Annotated in this window: 18 protein-coding genes; 8 read left to right on the top strand and 10 right to left on the bottom strand. The window is 29.0% G+C overall.

Annotation, left to right across the window (positions count from 1 at the left end):
- Positions 1-39: 39 nt before the first annotated feature.
- The 3 genes from QU666_RS02340 to QU666_RS02330 form a co-directional block, all read right to left on the bottom strand.
- Complete coding sequence (locus QU666_RS02340) at positions 40-723, bottom strand: DUF6320 domain-containing protein (protein WP_021770101.1); 684 nt, start codon at positions 721-723, stop codon at positions 40-42.
- Positions 724-838: 115 nt separating this feature from the next.
- Positions 839-2,248 carry a hypothetical protein gene (locus QU666_RS02335; RefSeq protein ID WP_021770100.1) on the bottom strand — a complete coding sequence of 470 codons (1,410 nt, stop codon included), beginning with the start codon at positions 2,246-2,248 and terminating at the stop codon, positions 839-841.
- A gap of 128 nt (positions 2,249-2,376) precedes the next feature.
- The gene (locus tag QU666_RS02330; RefSeq protein WP_021770099.1) at positions 2,377-3,228 is read right to left on the bottom strand and encodes a patatin family protein; all 852 of its coding nucleotides are present in this window, start codon (positions 3,226-3,228) and stop codon (positions 2,377-2,379) included.
- A 284-nt stretch (positions 3,229-3,512) separates the two neighbouring features.
- Between QU666_RS02330 and QU666_RS02325 the strand changes: the two genes are divergently transcribed.
- Both QU666_RS02325 and QU666_RS02320 read left to right on the top strand, forming a co-directional pair.
- A complete protein-coding gene (locus QU666_RS02325; protein WP_021770098.1) occupies positions 3,513-3,950 on the top strand; it encodes a Dps family protein in 438 nt (145 codons plus the stop codon).
- Positions 3,951-4,103: 153 nt separating this feature from the next.
- Complete coding sequence (locus tag QU666_RS02320; protein ID WP_036071845.1) at positions 4,104-5,624, top strand: YifB family Mg chelatase-like AAA ATPase; 1,521 nt, start codon at positions 4,104-4,106, stop codon at positions 5,622-5,624.
- A 230-nt stretch (positions 5,625-5,854) separates the two neighbouring features.
- Here QU666_RS02320 and yihA read toward each other — a convergent pair whose 3' ends face one another.
- The 3 genes from yihA to coaE form a co-directional block, all read right to left on the bottom strand.
- A complete protein-coding gene (gene yihA / locus QU666_RS02315; protein WP_021770095.1) occupies positions 5,855-6,445 on the bottom strand; it encodes a ribosome biogenesis GTP-binding protein YihA/YsxC in 591 nt (196 codons plus the stop codon).
- Positions 6,446-6,471: 26 nt separating this feature from the next.
- Positions 6,472-7,269, bottom strand: a complete 798-nt coding sequence (locus tag QU666_RS02310) for an LCP family protein (RefSeq protein ID WP_021770094.1) — start codon at positions 7,267-7,269, stop codon at positions 6,472-6,474.
- Positions 7,270-8,015: 746 nt separating this feature from the next.
- Positions 8,016-8,624 carry a dephospho-CoA kinase gene (coaE, locus tag QU666_RS02305; protein ID WP_021768401.1) on the bottom strand — a complete coding sequence of 203 codons (609 nt, stop codon included), beginning with the start codon at positions 8,622-8,624 and terminating at the stop codon, positions 8,016-8,018.
- A gap of 350 nt (positions 8,625-8,974) precedes the next feature.
- Here coaE and QU666_RS02300 point away from each other — a divergent pair, with 350 nt between their 5' ends.
- From QU666_RS02300 to nadR, 6 genes are all read left to right on the top strand, one after another.
- Positions 8,975-9,376, top strand: coding sequence for a biotin/lipoyl-containing protein (locus QU666_RS02300; RefSeq protein WP_021768402.1), 402 nt, complete (start codon positions 8,975-8,977; stop codon positions 9,374-9,376).
- 126 nt (positions 9,377-9,502) lie between these two features.
- Complete coding sequence (gene accC, locus QU666_RS02295) at positions 9,503-10,858, top strand: acetyl-CoA carboxylase biotin carboxylase subunit (protein ID WP_021768403.1); 1,356 nt, start codon at positions 9,503-9,505, stop codon at positions 10,856-10,858.
- 93 nt (positions 10,859-10,951) lie between these two features.
- On the top strand, positions 10,952-11,347 hold the full coding sequence (locus tag QU666_RS02290; protein WP_021768404.1) for an Asp23/Gls24 family envelope stress response protein: 396 nt from the start codon (positions 10,952-10,954) through the stop codon (positions 11,345-11,347).
- Positions 11,348-11,510: 163 nt separating this feature from the next.
- Positions 11,511-12,161, top strand: coding sequence for an alkaline shock response membrane anchor protein AmaP (gene amaP / locus QU666_RS02285; protein WP_021768405.1), 651 nt, complete (start codon positions 11,511-11,513; stop codon positions 12,159-12,161).
- Positions 12,161-12,571: a transcription antitermination factor NusB gene (nusB, locus tag QU666_RS02280; RefSeq protein ID WP_021768406.1), complete on the top strand. Its 411-nt coding sequence runs from the start codon at positions 12,161-12,163 to the stop codon at positions 12,569-12,571. The genes amaP and nusB overlap by 1 nt, the downstream gene beginning before the upstream one ends.
- Before the next feature lie 263 nt (positions 12,572-12,834).
- Positions 12,835-13,947 (top strand): multifunctional transcriptional regulator/nicotinamide-nucleotide adenylyltransferase/ribosylnicotinamide kinase NadR, encoded by a 1,113-nt coding sequence (nadR, locus tag QU666_RS02275; protein WP_021768407.1) that lies wholly within the window; start codon positions 12,835-12,837, stop codon positions 13,945-13,947.
- A 214-nt stretch (positions 13,948-14,161) separates the two neighbouring features.
- Here nadR and QU666_RS02270 read toward each other — a convergent pair whose 3' ends face one another.
- The 4 genes from QU666_RS02270 to QU666_RS02255 all read right to left on the bottom strand — a co-directional run bounded on the left by QU666_RS02270 (position 14,162) and on the right by QU666_RS02255 (position 17,720).
- Entirely contained in the window at positions 14,162-14,659 is a 498-nt protein-coding gene (locus QU666_RS02270; protein ID WP_021768408.1) for a ferritin, read from the bottom strand.
- Between the two features lie 185 nt (positions 14,660-14,844).
- A complete protein-coding gene (locus QU666_RS02265; RefSeq protein ID WP_304984858.1) occupies positions 14,845-15,342 on the bottom strand; it encodes a ferritin in 498 nt (165 codons plus the stop codon).
- A gap of 39 nt (positions 15,343-15,381) precedes the next feature.
- Entirely contained in the window at positions 15,382-15,798 is a 417-nt protein-coding gene (locus QU666_RS02260; protein ID WP_021768409.1) for a Fur family transcriptional regulator, read from the bottom strand.
- A gap of 206 nt (positions 15,799-16,004) precedes the next feature.
- Positions 16,005-17,720 carry a cell wall metabolism sensor histidine kinase WalK gene (locus tag QU666_RS02255; protein WP_021768410.1) on the bottom strand — a complete coding sequence of 572 codons (1,716 nt, stop codon included), beginning with the start codon at positions 17,718-17,720 and terminating at the stop codon, positions 16,005-16,007.

Here is a 17,720-nt window from a genome sequence, read left to right as displayed (position 1 = left end):
TATTTTATGAAATCAAATAATGGAGTATTTTAAGAATAATTATCTATGTAATCTACGTTTAAACTCTTCTTTATAAGACTTATAGGCATATCTTAGCATTATACTTAAAATAAATAACGGAATAGAAGAAAATATGCTCCATGTCATCTTTTTACTTATAATTAGTTCCAAAATCAAAAGAAATATTCCAACAAAAAAAATGAAAAAATTTAGCATCTTTAATCTGTCGCTCTTATGCTTATCCCAGACATACGAAAAAATAAGGCTGATGAGATAAAGGGCAAGAACAATGGGAATCCCAAGTCTAAGGCTCCAAGTCAATTTTTCATCTCCAAAATCAAGCAAAAGAAAATAGGCAATAAAGCCACTTAGCAATAAAAATAGATTTGTTCTCATCCTGTACGAATCTAAAAAAACAAATAAACCTAAATCAAATATTAAAATAGATGGAATTGCATAATAACCCCATTCCAATTTTCCATACATTATCAAATTTTGAAAAAGAACTTCCAGAATCGAAATGATTGATATTGTAAAAAATGATAAAAATACAGCCTTTTTAACTTTCTTCATTTTCATTTCATACAAATTTATATTAATTGTCGGATATTCCTTCACAAATTCCTTATCTTCCAGACCCTCTAATTCAGGAACAGGCGTTTCACACAGCGGACATCTTTGTGCTCCGTCTTCCAGTTCCACTCCACATTTTATACAATACATGCTTATCCTCTTTTTTCTATAATAATTCTACTTTAAAACTGAACTCAAAAGTTGTGCTTTTTTTTCAAAATATAATTTTCATCCATATTAATTTTGAAAAAATTCAATTAAATATTTAAAAATAATTAGTAATAATCTTGGATTTCATTCCTCTCTTTCTTAAATAAACAAAAAAATCTCTCTCAATATCATAATTTGCAGTCAAATTTCCAAAATTTACATAAACCTTTTTACAATCACTTACAACTCCCATCTTGATTTTGCACCTTTTACTTGGTGGTGGTAAAAATCGGAGTCCTTTTAGATATTTTTCATACTTTTTATTAACTTTAAAAATTCCTAAATTTGAAAATCCTGTTGTATAGCCCCGTTCTCCGTAATAATCAAATATAAAAGGGAAAAACATACGTTTTATCAAATATGGAACAGACTTTATTATTATATTTTGCATTGGATTCATTGCCTTGTATATACTTTTGTAAAATTCTTTTTTTGTAATTTTTAGGGCAAAATAATTATCCAGATAGGTTATGATTTCAGAGAGAGAATACGCACCAAGACTTGCATCCACGCTAGGAGTTATGTTTATAAAAAAATTTCTGTATGTAGTTTCTTCAAAAATTTTTCGTAAATCAACCGGCACTCCAATAACAATCGGATTTTTTGCTTGAGAATACCTATCCAGCAAAATTTTGAAATATACTGAAAGAAGATACTTCCCAATAGTAGTCCCATATTTTTTACTTTCTTCCTTCAGGCTTTCCACATCAATTTCTCCAGTTGTAATATGGTACTGCCCTTTTTCCAGTATTTTCATTGGCAAGTGAAATGCTGACTTTATCGTAGTTTCCTTGCTCACTTTCCTCATATATTTTTCATAAAGGTCGACATACTCGTTTTTTTGAGAATTTTTTAACACACTATCATTTCCCAGCAATTCTCTTGTTTTTTCAAAAAAGTTTTTTTCAGATTTTTTATTTTCAAAATCTTTTTCATTTTTATTTATCTTTTTTCCAAAATTAATTATTTTATTTATTTTCTCAATTTCTACTTCCTTCTTTTTTTCGGTCTTATCAATTAAACTATCTGTCTTATCTTTTTCAAAATTTTCCCAAAAATACTTTTTCTCCAAATATTCTTCAATCAAATCCTGAAAAAATAACGCCGCACCTTTTCCATCGGTCAAAAAATGTGCTATTTCTATCGACAATTTATTATTAAAATAAATGATTCTCAGTGGATTATCCTTCTGTATATCTGTACAAGGATAAGTTTTCTCCTCCTCAATCATAAAATGAGCCTTTTTCTGCTGCAAATAATTCCAAAAAATCCCTTTTTTTAGCTCAGAATTGTAAAACGGATACTTCTTTTCAAGCAAAATCGCCACTTTTTCCAATATTTCCAAATCAATATTTTCAGAAAATAATGTCGAAAGCCGAAAACACGTGGTTCTACCTTCACTAATTATCGAAGAATAGGTTTTTGCAAAAGCGTCCAGTTCATACCATATTTTTTCATTTTTCACTTTTTTCCTCTTCCATTTTATTTATTTTTAACTTCTAAAGCATTATTTAAACCAACTTTCTCAATATTTTCCTTCTACAAATTCAATTCTTATTTATAAATGCTCAAGTTCAGATAATCAAAAAATTATTACCCTTCCAAATATTTTTTCAAATTTTCATAATTTTTTTTCGCTGTTTCATAGCCAATACTATACACTTCCAAAAGTTTCTTCTTATTTTTCTCAATTCTCCCAAGTGTCAGTTCCACTTCTGGACGAATCACAAAAATCTCTCCTTTTGTCTCCAGCTCATCAATGTAATCAAGCACTTCATTATATCGGCTATATCTTGTATCCATAAGTTCTACAAATTTAGGAAACTTTTTATATCTTATCCCAGTAATTTTACCCAATGCACTTTGTTTTTTTCTATAATTTTTATCACGTGTCAAGACAACTACATTTTTTGTATTTCCATTTTCCATAGACTTTTTAATTGGTATTGAATCGGAAACTCCGCCATCCAGATAAACATTTCCATTAATATTAACCATTCTGGCAAGCAACGGCAAAGAGCTTGAAGCCCTTACATAAACAGTGTCCTTGTCGAAGTCTTTAACTTCTGGATATTCCGCTTCTCCAGTCTCACAATTTGTAATTACTACCTGAAATTTTGTCTTATTTTTCATAAACGCCTCATTGTCAATCGGATTCAATTTATTCGGAATCTCATCATAAACAAAGTCTACTCCAAACAAGTCTCCAGTAGTAATCAAGCTATACAAACTGCAATATCTTTTATCATCCAGATAATCTACCGACACATTAAACGCTCTCTTATGCTGTTTGGCTAAATAACTGCAGGCATGGCAAGCTCCTGCAGATACTCCTATACAACTATCAAATTCAATATTTTTTTCCAAAAAGAAATCCAGTACTCCTGCAGTAAATATCCCCCGAAGTCCTCCACCTTCCAATACTAACCCAGTTTTTTCTTTCATTAATTTCATCCCTTTCAATATTAATTTTTTGTTTTCTCCTATTATACACCCTTTGATTGTATTTTTCTACTTTTTTAATAATTTAATTTTCACTATTCAAATTTTTTGAAATAAATTATTAGAAAAAATTGATTTTTATTAATTATCAGATATAATTAAAATATAGGTTTATAAGTATTATACTAAAATTGAGAAAAATGTGTTGACAATCTAACTATATTTTGTTATAATAAATTTGTAATTATTACAAATCTATATAAATTATAAATTAAGGAGTGATAAAAATGTCAAAAACAGTTGAAAAATTAAATCTTTACTTAGCTAACTTGAATGTGCTTTACAGAAAAGTCCAAAATTACCACTGGAACATTGTTGGTGCTGGATTCTTTGCTGTTCATGAAAAATTGGAAGAATATTATGATGCGATAAATGAACAAATTGACGATGTAGCTGAGAGAATTTTGTCAATAGGAGGCCGTCCTTTAGGAACATTAAAAGACTACCTGGAAATTACAACTATTAAGGAAGCTGAAAATAAGGAAATTTCTATTCCAGAAGCAGTAGCTGATGTGAAAAAAGAATTTGAAGCAATGTTAAAATTAGTAAAAGAAGTAAAAGAAGCCGCTGATGAAGAAAACGACTATGGAACATCTGCATTAGTTGACGAATATATCAGTACATACGAAAAAAACTTATGGATGTTAAACGCATATTTAAAATAAGATTTTTATAAAAAAATTACCAAACAAAGTCATTAAAATTACCTATTATATATATTTAGAGAAAGTCTGTAAAAAGATTTTCTCTTTTTTATTTACAAAATATATAAAAAATGTTATAATTAATTATTAACAAAAAATTAAAAAGGTGGGGTTATGGCAATAAGTTTATTTAGTTGCAGTTATATGGGTGTGGATACTTATGTTGTGGAAGTGGAAGTTGACCTGTCTAGAGGGCTGCCTGTGTTTAATATAGTTGGGATGGGAGATCAGGCGATTTCCGAGAGCAAGGAGCGGATCAGAAGCTGTTTTAAGAATGTGGGATTTGAATTTCCTGTCAGACGTGTGCTGGTGAATTTGTCGCCTGCAAATATCAGGAAAAAAGGCAGTCATTTTGACTTGAGCATATTTTTAGGAATACTTGCGAATACGGGACATATTTCAAATATAGAAATATTAAAAAAATATCTAATTTTAGGAGAAATTTCCTTAAATGGAAAGATAAAATCAATAAACGGGGCAATAAATGCCACAATTCTGGCAAAAGAAACAGATTTTAAAGGCGTTATCGTTCCAATGGAAAATTACAATGAAGCAAAACTGATTTCAGGCGTGGAAATTATTCCTGTTGATGAAATTACCGAATTACTGGACTTTCTGGAAGGAAAAACTGATGTAGAAACATTATGCAAAAAAGCTGTTGAAATGAATACTTCAAAATTGGAAAAAGATGAAAACTCAGATGAAACTGTCGATTTTTCAGATGTGAAAGGGCAACTGCTTGCAAAAAGGGCTTTAGAAATTGCAGCGGCTGGTGGACACAATGTATTTCTAATAGGCGATCCCGGTTCAGGCAAGTCAATGCTTGCAAAAAGATTTAATACAATTTTACCTGATATGCCTGAAGAAGAAATAATCGAAACAACAAAAATTTACAGCATTTCAGGAATGTTGAGCCAAAATGAGCCAATAATACGCAAACGCCCTTTCAGAGCTCCACATTATTCAGCTACACAAGTGGCTCTAGTAGGCGGTGCAAACAGAGTTGGGGAAATCACGCTGGCATTAAACGGAATATTATTTTTAGATGAAATTGGAGAGTTTGAAGGGAAAACATTGGAAACATTAAGACAGCCTCTGGAAGATGGAAAAATAGTTATTTCGAGAGCAAATTTCAGCGTAACCTATCCAGTAAAAAACATTACAATAACTGCCTCAAATCCTACTCCAAGCGGATATTTCCCGGATAATCCGCTATGCAACGACAGTTTGTACGAAATAAAGCGTTATCAGAAAAAGTTTTCAGGTCCGCTCCTCGACAGAATGGATTTATATGTAGAAATGCACCAATTAAAAAAAGACGAAATTTTTGACGAAACTTTATCAGAAAAATCAAAAGATATTCAGGCAAGGGTAATAAAAGCTCGTGAAATTCAAAGGCAACGTTTTAATTCAAATACTTTGAATAAAGATATGAACAAAAAACAGTTAAACAAATATTGTAAAATAGATGAAGAAAGTGAAGAAATTATGAAATCTGCGATTGATAATTTAAAATTATCAGTCAGAATGTTTGATAAAATCTTGAAAGTATCTAGAACTATAGCAGATCTGGATGGGGAAGAAAACATAAAAAAGGAACATTTATTGGAGGCACTAAATTATCGAAGAAAATAAATAGCACTAAACTTATTTAAAAAAGAATTTTTTAATAACAAGCAGTCTTAATACTTGTAAAATCAGAAAATTTATGAAATTAAATTTATTTTGTATAAAATTACAAAAGTTTTTAAGACGGGTATTTAAAAATTAAATTTGATTTTTTTTTACAATTTGGCAAAATAAAAAATGTGTAACTATTCAAATAAAACTGAGTAATTACACATTTTGGTATATTCTTTAATTCCTTATTTTTTCCCATTAATCCGCTCTTCTATAAAATCAAGCAATTCTTTTCTTCCAGTATTTTTTAATGAAGAATAAAAAAATACATCTTCATTTTTAAATACAAGTTTTTTCCTAATCTCCTTTAACTGCTTAAATTTTTCATTATTTGACAATTTATCAGCCTTTGTAAAGATTATATAGTATTCAATTTCAAAATGTTCCAGCCATTTTAACATTTCCATATCCTCATTTGACGGAACTCTACGCAAATCAAGCAATAAAAATACTACTTTTTCACGTTTTGACACAAGATAGCTTTCTATCGTTTTTCCCCAATTCCTTCTCACAGCCTCAGGCACTTTAGCAAACCCATATCCTGGCAAATCCACAAAATGAATTTTATCATTTATCAAAAAATAATTGATTAACTGAGTTCTTCCTGGTGTTTTACTTGTTCTTGCCAGATTTTTTCTTTTTGTAAGTGAATTTATAAGTGAAGATTTCCCCACATTTGATCTTCCGATAAAAGAAAATTCCACAGTATTATTAAATTCTGGATAATCTTTTTCCACAACTGCTGATTTCACAAACTCTGACTTGTTTATTTCCATATTTCACCTATTCTTTCTTAAATTTTCTAATTTTTAAACTCATCCTTCGCATTTTCCAATGAAGTTTCTTCTGGAATAAAATACCAAACTCCATTAATCATTCTTCCATCTCCATTAATTTCATACTGCTTAATTTTTTTATTTAGCAGAAATGCTGGAAATACTGACAATCCTCTAATTGGATTTACTGCAATATCCATCTTTTCTTTTGCGTATCCGTAAACTTCTGGAATATATTTCCAGCCAGATGGTGCAGCTATTTTTTTGGCAATTCCTTGAATAACTTGTCTTTGACGCTCTTCTCGCTTGGTAGTTGTGTCACTTTTTCTATGTCTTGTATAGGCAAGTGCCATTCTCCCTCTCAAATTATAGACTTCTCCTTGATTAAAGTGAAATACTTCCTGACCAAAATAGTCCTGATTAAAGGTATGATTTGAAACAACATCCACTCCATCAATTAAATTTGTCAAGTTCATAACATCTTCAAATCTAAACCTTACATGATAATTAATTTTTGTATCAAGAAAGTTTTCTACAGCGTCAATAGTACATTGCACGCCTCCAAAATGATGCGAATGCGTAATTTTATCCTGCTTATAATTTTCACAAGGAATTTCAGCGTACGTATCACGTGGAATCGAAATCATTTTTATCTGTGCCAAATAAGGAACAACCCTTATAACAACCAGACCATCGCTTCGAGAACCTTCTGTTGGCTGATTAGCATACGCATCTACTCCTATTATAAGAATGTTAAATGGCGCAGAAAGCCACCCTATAAGTACTACTAAAAATATTCCTAGTATTATAAATACTTTTTTCATTTTTTCACCTCTTAATTTTTACATTTTTTCAATTAACATATTTTAAATAACATAAAGTAAATTATTTAAAGCCTATATTTGACTTTATAACTTTTTAACCTAATAAATTTTATCTTTTAATACTATTTCCCATTTAAATAGTAAAAATCAGAAAATTCATGGAATTAAAGCCTTTTTTTACAAGATTGTACTGTTTATAACCTATGTAATTATAAAATTCCTTTAATTAAATTTTGAAAAGCTACTCATTGTTAATAAATGTTTTTCATAATTTTATGTTTTATGTTTTTATATAAGCAAAATTTCGTTAAAGGAAAAATAACTAAATACAAATGTATTTCTTTCGCCATAATTTTTATAATGATCGAACTTATTTATGTTAAAATAACTCTTGTTTGCGAAAGTGAGCGTAGTTTTACGAAGCGAGTTTTATTTTTTCTTTATAAGAAAGTTTTGCGTTAAGCGGGGTAGTTCGTAGAACGTTTCGCCATTATCTCTAAATAGTAACCAGTTATACATGTTAAAATAACTGCTATTGCGAAAAAGGGCATGGCATCTGATACCCTTACGTTAAAAAAACATATAAATAAAATAAGAAAAAACATTTATTAATCATAATATCTATAAATAAATTACAAAAGTCTTTAAGATGGATACTTAAAAATTAGATTTGATTTTCTAACAAGGCTATCAAATTAATTATTATAGAATTTTATTGCTATTTTTTAAATGGTGTTTAGTATAAGTTATTCAAAGTTCATTTTTACTACTTTTTTCAAAAATTCATCAATTTTTCTTTCTAAATCCTGAATATTTCCGTCATTCTCAATAACGTAATCACTTCGTTTCTTCTTTTCATCCAAAGACATCTGTGAATTTATAATATTTAAAGCCTCTTCTTCACTACGTCTGTCCCTGTCTAAAATACGTTGCACTTGCGTACTTTTTTCTGCACTGACTAACAAAATATAATCAAATTCCTTTTCCCACTGGACTTCAAAAAGAAGCTGAATTTCCACAAAAACTATCTTGCTTTCTTTTTTATATTCTAAAATTTTTTCTCGCATAGCACGTAAAATTTCTGGATGCATAATCGAATTTAAAATAAGCCTTTTTTGCTTATTTCCAAAAATAATTTTCCCTAACTTTTCACGTGAAATATTGTATTTTCCAAAATCATCACTTTCTAAAATTTCTCTTCCAAAGTTTTCCACAATTTTTTCCACAACCTTAGGAAATTTAATAACTTCATGAGAAATTACGTCCAGATCAATAACTTTATACCCTTTTCTTTGCAAAATCTGGCTAACTGTACTTTTTCCAGTTCCAATTCCACCTGTAAGTCCAATAACCATTTTTCTCCTTTACGCTTCCTTTCCACAATAAAATTTTTTTTAACTATTTTATTTTTACAAATTTATTATTATAAAATTTTAAAATATAATGTATTTTATACCTTTTTTCATTTATTTGCAACAATTTTTATTTTATAGTTTAAAATTTATTTCTTGTATTAATTTGCTTGTTTGAGGACAAAAATTGAAAAATTTTAGAGAAATAATAAAATTTTACAAGAAAATATGGTATAATAAAGGTAAGACTTAAAAAAAGAAAAAATTGAAAAAATGCTTGCAATATGATAAAATTACATATACAAAGTTTTTATAATAATGCAAAGATTTGATTTATAAAACGAGGAGGAAATATGGAACTTAAGGATATTCAAGAATTGATGCAAGTTCTAAAAAAAGAAGATCTAGCAGAAATTAAAGTAAGATACGGAAAAGTAAAGCTTACATTAACAAATTCTGAAACATTAAATACTGTAAACAATCAAGGATCAACATCAAAAAAAGAAGAAAAAGAAACTCCAAAACCTGCATTACCAGTAGAGGAAATTATTACATCAGGTAATGTTGGAAAAATAAAGTTATTAAGCTCAAAAACAGGAACAGTGGTAAAAAAAGGGCAAATTCTTGCTAAAGTTAATACAATGGGAATTGATAATGAGGTAAAATCAACTGTAAATGGTATTTTAACAGAAATTCTTGTTGCAGACGGTTCAGCTGTGGATTTTGCAAAAGAATTATTTAAAATTGAAGTGTAAATTATAGTTTTTCTTCTAAAATACAGACTTTATAATTAAAAATAATCAGATTTAATTTTTGAAGTCCGTTTTTGGAAAAGTGATTGTAATATATAACAGAAAATTTTTTAGGAGGATAGAATATTAATGTTCAAAAAAATATTAATAGCAAACAGAGGAGAAATTGCTGTTAGAATAATCAGAGCAGCAAGAGAATTAGGAATAGCAACTGTTGCAGTTTATTCAGAAGCTGACAAGGAATCACTTCACGTAAAGCTGGCTGATGAAGCTATTTGTATTGGAACTGCAAGTAGTGCAGATTCATACTTAAAAATACCTAATATTATTTCAGCAGCACAAATAACAGGAAGTGAAGCCATTCACCCTGGATATGGTTTTTTAGCAGAAAATCAAAGATTTGCTGAAATATGTGACAAAAACGAAATTGTCTTTATTGGACCAAAACCTGAATTAATCAATATGATGGGAGATAAAGCAACAGCAAGGGAAACAGCTATCAAGCATAAAGTTCCTATAACAAAAGGTTCTGATGGAATTGTGCCAAATGTAGAAGAGGCAAAAAAAGTTGCACAATGGATAACTTATCCCGTTATGATAAAAGCCACTGCTGGTGGTGGTGGTAAAGGAATGAGAATTGCCCAAAACGAAAAAGAACTAGTGGAAAATTACACTGCTGCACAAAATGAAGCAAAAGCTGCATTTGGAAATCCAGATGTCTACATTGAAAAATATGTTGAAGAACCAAGACACGTTGAAATACAAGTTGTTGGGGATAAATTTGGAAATGTCGTTCATTTAGGAGAAAGAGATTGCTCTATTCAAAGACGACACCAAAAATTAATAGAAGAATCCCCATCAGCAGGAATTGATTCCAAAACACGTGAAAAAATGGGTAAATTTGCAGCAAAATTAGCTAAAGGTATTGGTTACGATAGTGTTGGAACATTGGAATTTCTCGTTGATAAAAATATGAATTTCTATTTTATGGAAATGAATACCAGAATTCAAGTAGAACATACAGTAAGTGAAGAAATTACTGGGGTTGACTTAATAAAAGAACAAATAAGAGTAGCTGCAGGAGAAAAATTAAGTATTTCTCAAAAAGATATAAATATCAATGGACATGTAATAGAATGTAGAATTAATGCGGAAGATTCTGAAAATGGATTTTTACCTTCATCTGGAATACTGGAAACATATATTCCATCTGGAGGAATTGGAGTAAGAGTCGACTCACACTCTTATCAAAATTACGAAATCCCACCTTACTACGATTCAATGATAGCAAAACTTATCGTAAAAGGTAAAAACAGAGAAGAAGCTATTGCAAGAATGAAACGCGCTTTAAAGGAATTTATTATAGAAGGTGTTGACACAACTATACCATTTCACTTAAAAGTACTTGATAATCAAGACTTCAAAAAGGGAACTATCTATACAAATTTTATTGAAACACACTTTAAGGAAGCACTTGGCAAATAATTAACTTTGTTAGTAAACAAGTAATAATTTTATAAATCAATTAAAATCAGATTATTAAATATTTGATAAAAACAAAAATTAGGAGGAATTAAAATGAACGAATTAGGAAATGTAAATATATCACAGGAAGTAGTAGCAACAATTGCAGAATCAGTAGTATCAGAAATCGAAGGAGTAAACAGCCTTGTTGGTGGAACTTCTAAAAATGAAATTGTTAAATTTTTCCAAAATGTATCTTCAGGTGGAAAAGGTATCGAAGTAGAAGTTGGAGAAACTGAATGTACACTAGATTTATACATTGTAGCAAAAATGGGATACAAATTACCTGCATTAGCTGGAGAAATCCAAACAAAAGTAGTAAAAGCAATTACTGAAATGACAGGATTAAAAGTTCAAGAAGTTAATGTTTATATTCAAAAGATTGTAAAAGAAGACAAGAAAGAAGTTGTTCAAACAGCTGTAGCAGAAACAGCAGAAATTGAAGAATAATAAAAATCATAATATACTCAAACTCTGTAAAACTTATCTAAAATAAATTATTCAGAGTTTGGGTAAACTCTAAAAGAAAGGAGAGACTGCCCAAAACATACTATTTTTAATATTAATTCTAACATTAATAAAAAATATGGTATATTTTTGACAGTATATATTAATGATTGTAATATTAGGATTTTTGGCAAAATTATCTGTTATACTCGGATTTATTGGAATCGCGTTTTCAAGTATATCAGATATGCTGTTTAAGACTGATTATTTAGGACAGCTTGATAATTTTATTGATTTAAATAGTTTAAATTTTAAAATTTTAGTTGGAATACTATCAATTATTTATTTAGTCATATTTTTACTTTCTTACATTAACAAACTTACAAAATATTCTCAGAATAGAAAAGTTAAAAATAAAAATGGAGAACTTGAAGTTTCCATAAAAACAATAAATGAAACATCAAAAGACTTTTTAAGTGGATTGGAAATTATAAAAAACTCAAAAGTGAAATCATATCCGAGTGGAAAAGCAGTCATTATAGAGGCCACTGTAGACACTTACAACGTCGATAATCTCAATGAAAAATTAATAGATATTCAAAATAAATTATCTGACTACATTTTTCAAGCAACTGGGATTACCGTGAAAAAAAGTAAAGTAAAATTGAAAAAAGTTTTAGGTGAAACAATCATTGAGAAAAAAATCATTGATTCTCCAGCTGTTCAAAAGGAAGAAAATAATAATAACGAAAACACAAATTTAAAAAACGAAAATGAGGCACAAAATGAAACTTCCCCATCTGGAAAGGAAAATTAATGACACGAAGAGGAATTAGAGAAGAAATATTTAAACTTCTTTTTGAATATGAATTAATTGACAACAATATTGATAAAAGAATAAATGATGTAATTAATGAAGAAAATTTTAAAAAAGATGAAGAAATTGACTTTTTAAGAAGTTATGTTACAGAAATAATTGAAAATCAGAATATTCTAATTGAAAAAATACGGGAAGTGCTAGATGGTTGGACTTATGAGCGTTTGGGAACAATAGAAAAAGTTTTGTTAAAAATATCTTTTTATGAAATTACTATAAAAGATATAGGATATGAAATAGCGATTAATGAAGTTCTTGAAATTGCAAAAAAATATTCCTACAATGATACCAAAGACTTTTTAAACGGAATTCTTGCAAAATTAGTACAAAATATTAAAGACGAAAAATAAAAATAATGTAAGAATATTTCAAGCAAAACAAATAATAAGCAAAAAACTTCTGTATTTATATATGGAAGTTTTTTTGTATATAGCAATTCTAGTTTAAAATTACAGTAAAAGGTAACAGTATCTATAACTATAGCCAATAGATTACTTTTTACATATTTTACTTCAATTTTTAAGTAGATTGACTATAATTTTAAATTTTGTAAACTTAGTATTTAAAAAATTTGAACATACTATAAAATTAAACTAGAAAAGGAAATAACACAATGAAAAAAATAGGAATAATTATAGGAAAATTTTTCCCTCTTCACATTGGACATGTAAACTTTATTCAAAGAGCCAGTGGGATTGTAGACAGATTATACGTTGTGATCTCATATTCTGATGATGCCGATGATTTACTTACTTCTAATTCCCGTTTTGTAAAGGAAATCACACCAAAGGACAGATTACGTTTTGTAAAGCAGACATTTAAAAACCAACCTAACATCTCGTCCTTTTTGCTGGATGAAAATAACTATTCCCAGCAAGGTGACAACTGGCAGGAATGGGCAACAGCTTTAAAAAATGAAATTGAGAAAAGAGAAAATCTGAAAAATAAACAGGAAATAGACTGGCAAAATGATGTAATTTTCATAAGCAATAGAGATGGGGACAAGGAATACAATCTAAAGCATTTTGGATCTGAAACTAAATCAATTGACAAAAATTATATTGAATACAACGTAAACTCAAAGCAAATACGTGAAAATCCAAGTAAATACTGGGAATTTTTGCCACGTGAAGTAAGGGAGCATTTAATTCCCATTATTACAATTTGTGGAGGGGAAAGCAGTGGAAAAAGTGTAATGATAGACAAACTTGCAAACGTTTTTAATACAACTTCCGCTTGGGAATATGGACGTGAATATGTTTTTGAAAAATTAGGTGGAGACGAAGAATCATTACAATATTCTGACTATGAAAAAATCGTTTTTGGACATCAGTCAAATGTTTTGTACGCTGCTAGAAATGCGAATAAATTTGCATTAATTGATACAGATTATATCGCAACTCTGGCTTTTTGCCTAACTTATGAAAAACGGGACAATCCGATAGTTCGTGAATTTGTCCAAAATTACAGATTTGACTTGACGATTTTACTTGAAAATAATGTTGCTTGGGTAAATGATGGGCTTCGTTCAATTGGCGACAATGATAGACGTCAAAAATTCCAGAATTTATTGAAGGATTTGTATAAAGAATACAATATTCAATATATTACAGTAAAATCAAGCAGCTATGAAAAAAGATATTTAGCTTGCAAGCATATTATAAAGGCATATTTAGACGGTGCTGATAATTCACAGCTTCAGGAAATAGCAGATACTTTTATATAAAAAAATAACCTATTACTAAAATTTGTTTTAATACTTAGTAAATAGGTTTTTTTATTTCTCAAATTTTTTATTTTTCTATTTTTTAAATTTCAATTTTAAGTTTTTTTGAAAAAACAGCTAAATACTTTTATCGTGCCCTCCTTAAATCGTGCATACTTAGCCATTTTTGAAAAACCACTTTATAATTATATAATTTAACAAATTATATATCTAATTATTCTCTTGTCCCCATTTCCTTGTCTAATAAATATAACGTAGCACTGTTATTATCAACATCAAGTGAAACAATCTTGTCAATTATTTTTTGAGCTTGTTCCTCTTCTTCTTCCTGCTCTTCAGCAAACTCATTTAAAAATACTTCTGCTCCATAATCTCCCAATTCTCTAGCAAGTTTGTGAATATTTTCAATTGCAGCTGTAACAGATTCTTCGTGAGCAAGTGCTGCTTCAAAAACTTCCTTCACTGATGTAAAATCCATTTTAGGTTTATCTAATCCCAAAAATTCAATTTTTCCATTTCTTTTTAATACATACTCATAAAATTTTTTTGAATGTTCTATTTCCTCTTTTGCTTGATTTCCCATCCAGTTTGCAAAACCTTCTAATGCTCTTTCGTCAAAATATGCAGCCATAGCTTGATACTGATAAGCCGCTGCTAATTCCATATTTATTTGATTATTTAATAAAATTTCTAATTCTTTATTTAATTTCATATTTTCTCCATTTCTATTTTTTGTTTTAATAATTTATTTCTAATTTTTCTTTTCTAAACATTTTTCACAAGTACCTTTTATGTAGAAATGTATTTCATCAATTTCCACATTACCCAATTTTGATAAATCAAATTTTGATAAATTTACGTCAAAATCTATTATTTCTCCACAAATTATACATTTAATTATTCTCTTGTGCCCATTTCCTTGTCTAATAAATATAACGTAGCACTGTTATTATCAACATCAAGTGAAACAATCTTGTCAATTATTTTTTGAGCTTGTTCCTCTTCTTCTTCCTGCTCTTCAGCAAACTCATTTAAAAATACTTCTGCCCCATAATCTCCCAATTCTCTAGCAAGCTTGTGAATATTTTCAATTGAGGCTGTAACAGCTTCTTCATGTGCAAGAGCAGCTTCAAATACTTCTCTTACTGATGTAAAGTCCATTTTAGGCTTATCTAATCCCAAAAATTCAATTTTTCCATTTCTTTTTAATACATACTCATAAAATTTTTTTGAATGTTCTATTTCCTCTTTTGCCTGATTTCCCATCCAGCTTGCAAAACCTTCTAATGCTCTTTCGTCAAAGTATGCAGCCATAGCTTGATACTGATAAGCCGCTGCTAATTCCATATTTATTTGATTATTTAATAAAATTTCTAATTCTTTATTTAATTTCATATTTTCTCCATTTCTATTTTTTGTTTTAATAATTTGTTTCTAATTTTTCTTTTCTAAACATTTTTCGCAAGTACCTTTTATGTAGAAATGTATTTCATCAATTTCCACATTACCCAATTTTGATAAATCAAATTTTGATAAATTTACGTCAAAATCTATTATTTCTCCACAATTTTTACATTTGAAATGTCCATGATCCTCCGTCACTACATCGTATCTCACTTCATTTTCTTCAATAATAATTTCTTGAATAATGTTATTACTGACAAATATATTTAATGTGTTATACACTGTAGTTTTTGATAAAGTAGGCATTTCAGGAGATAAATTCTGAAAAATATCGTCGACTGTTGGATGTGTATGATGATCCAGCAGATATTGAAATATTTTCATTCTTTGTACTGAAGGTTTTATTCCATTTTTCTTTAAATAGTCGCCAACGTTTTCTATATGCATATTCCCTCCTAAATTATTTATATCATTTTTTATTTAATTAATTATATTTACCTTTCCTTTGTATCCATTATAATTTTATACTCTTTTCTATATTTTGTCAATACATTTATTTATTTTTATTCTCAAAGTTATTTTTTACAGTATTTCAAGATACTTAAAACTTTTTTATAATTAAAATAAAATAACAATAATTTTAAAAATCTCAGTTACTGCAAGTCATTTAGTGGAATTAAAAATGTGAATACGGTTTTAATATTAGGCACACTTTTTACAAAAATTTCAATATTATGCCGTAAAGCTATTTCTTTTGCAATTGCAAGTCCCAATCCCATTCCATTTTTATTTTCCTCAGTATTTGACTTATGATAACGGTTAAAAATTTCTCCAATATTTTCAGGATCAATACCTCTTCCACTGTCACATATTTTAAGCTCGTACTTTTTATTCTCTTTTTTTAACAAAATATCAACTTTCTGATTTTCATTAGAAAATTTTATTGCGTTATCCAGAACAATTATTATCATTTGCCGAATCCGCTGATAATCCCCAACAAAAAGATACCTGTCTTCTTCAATTGCATTTTCAGCAGAAAAATTTATTTTCACACCTTTTTTAGTTGAAATCTGTTTCATGCTTCTCACAGCGTCATTTATAATTTCAAATAAATTTATTGTACTTTTATCAATGGAAAAATCTGTATTTTGAAGTTTCGTCAAATCTATCAAATCATTAACCAGCCTTTGCAGATGAATACTATCTGATAAAATTTGTTCATTATAATCCTTTAGCTGCTCAGGATTACTTATAACTCCATCGCAAATGGCTTCTATTGAACCACGAATCACTGTAATCGGCGTTCGCAGTTCGTGAGAAATATTTGCAATAAAATTTTGCCGCATTTTTTGAAAACGTTCACTTTCTTTTGAGCTTTTATCTAGTTGAAGTGCCAGTTTATCAATACTTTTTGCAAGTTCCCCAATTTCATCGCTCTGTTTTATCTGTGTTGTTACTTCATAATTTCCCTTTGCCAATTCTGTTGTTGTATCACGAATTTTATTAAGTGGCTTTGTAAAGCTTATGGAAAGCCAGACTGCACTGATACTTGCAAGGATTAGAGCCGCCAAGATACTGAAAATAAGAGTATAAATACCGCTTTTTAATGCTGAAGACATATATTTTACTGGAGAATGAAGGAGCACGACTCCTTCAATTGTTTCACCGTTTTTTATTGGAACTGCTACTGTTATTGAATTTTCATTTAAGTAATCATTAAAATTTTCTGTCGTAGTTGTTTCTCCAGAAATAGCTTTTTTAATAGTTTCTTCTGCATTTGGAGGTAATTTCAGATATGAAAACGGTTGTCCCTTCTCATTTCTTCCCTGCACAATATTTCCTGTTTTTGCATCCACTATCCAGACTTCTCCCATCGCAATGTCCTCAATCATTCGCATACTTCTAAATATTTTGACATTATTGTCCTTCTCATCCACGATTCTATGTCTATGAAAATGTCTTTCATCTAATAATTTTTTAGAATTTTTTTCTTCTGGCCTTTTTTCAGTTTCATTTTTCCGTATATTTTCAATAACATTGTTTTCAAATGCTTTTCCATTTATATTTCCTACAATTTTAGGTTTTTCTCTCCTAACTGGCTTTTCAGAAGAAGTGTCCTTTGATGGGGGTTTCCTGTCTTTATTCTCAAGATTCTCATTTCCGTCTTCAAACCACATTTTTGAAAGAGTTGTTGAAATCTTATAAGCTCTTTCAACCAAATCTTTCTTATGTAAACTAACAGTATTTTGAATATAAATATATCCAAAAATGCTCCCAATCACAATAGAAAATAGCAAAAGCGACAATCCAAAATATGAAAGTAATTTTATAAATATTTTATTTTTAAATTTTATGCCTTTTATTTTCAC

This window comes from Leptotrichia sp. HMT-225, from assembly GCF_030644325.1.
Taxonomy (GTDB): domain Bacteria; phylum Fusobacteriota; class Fusobacteriia; order Fusobacteriales; family Leptotrichiaceae; genus Leptotrichia; species Leptotrichia massiliensis.
The sequence above is the reverse complement of the archived record's forward strand: the minus strand, read 5'-3'. Positions and strand labels throughout refer to the sequence as shown.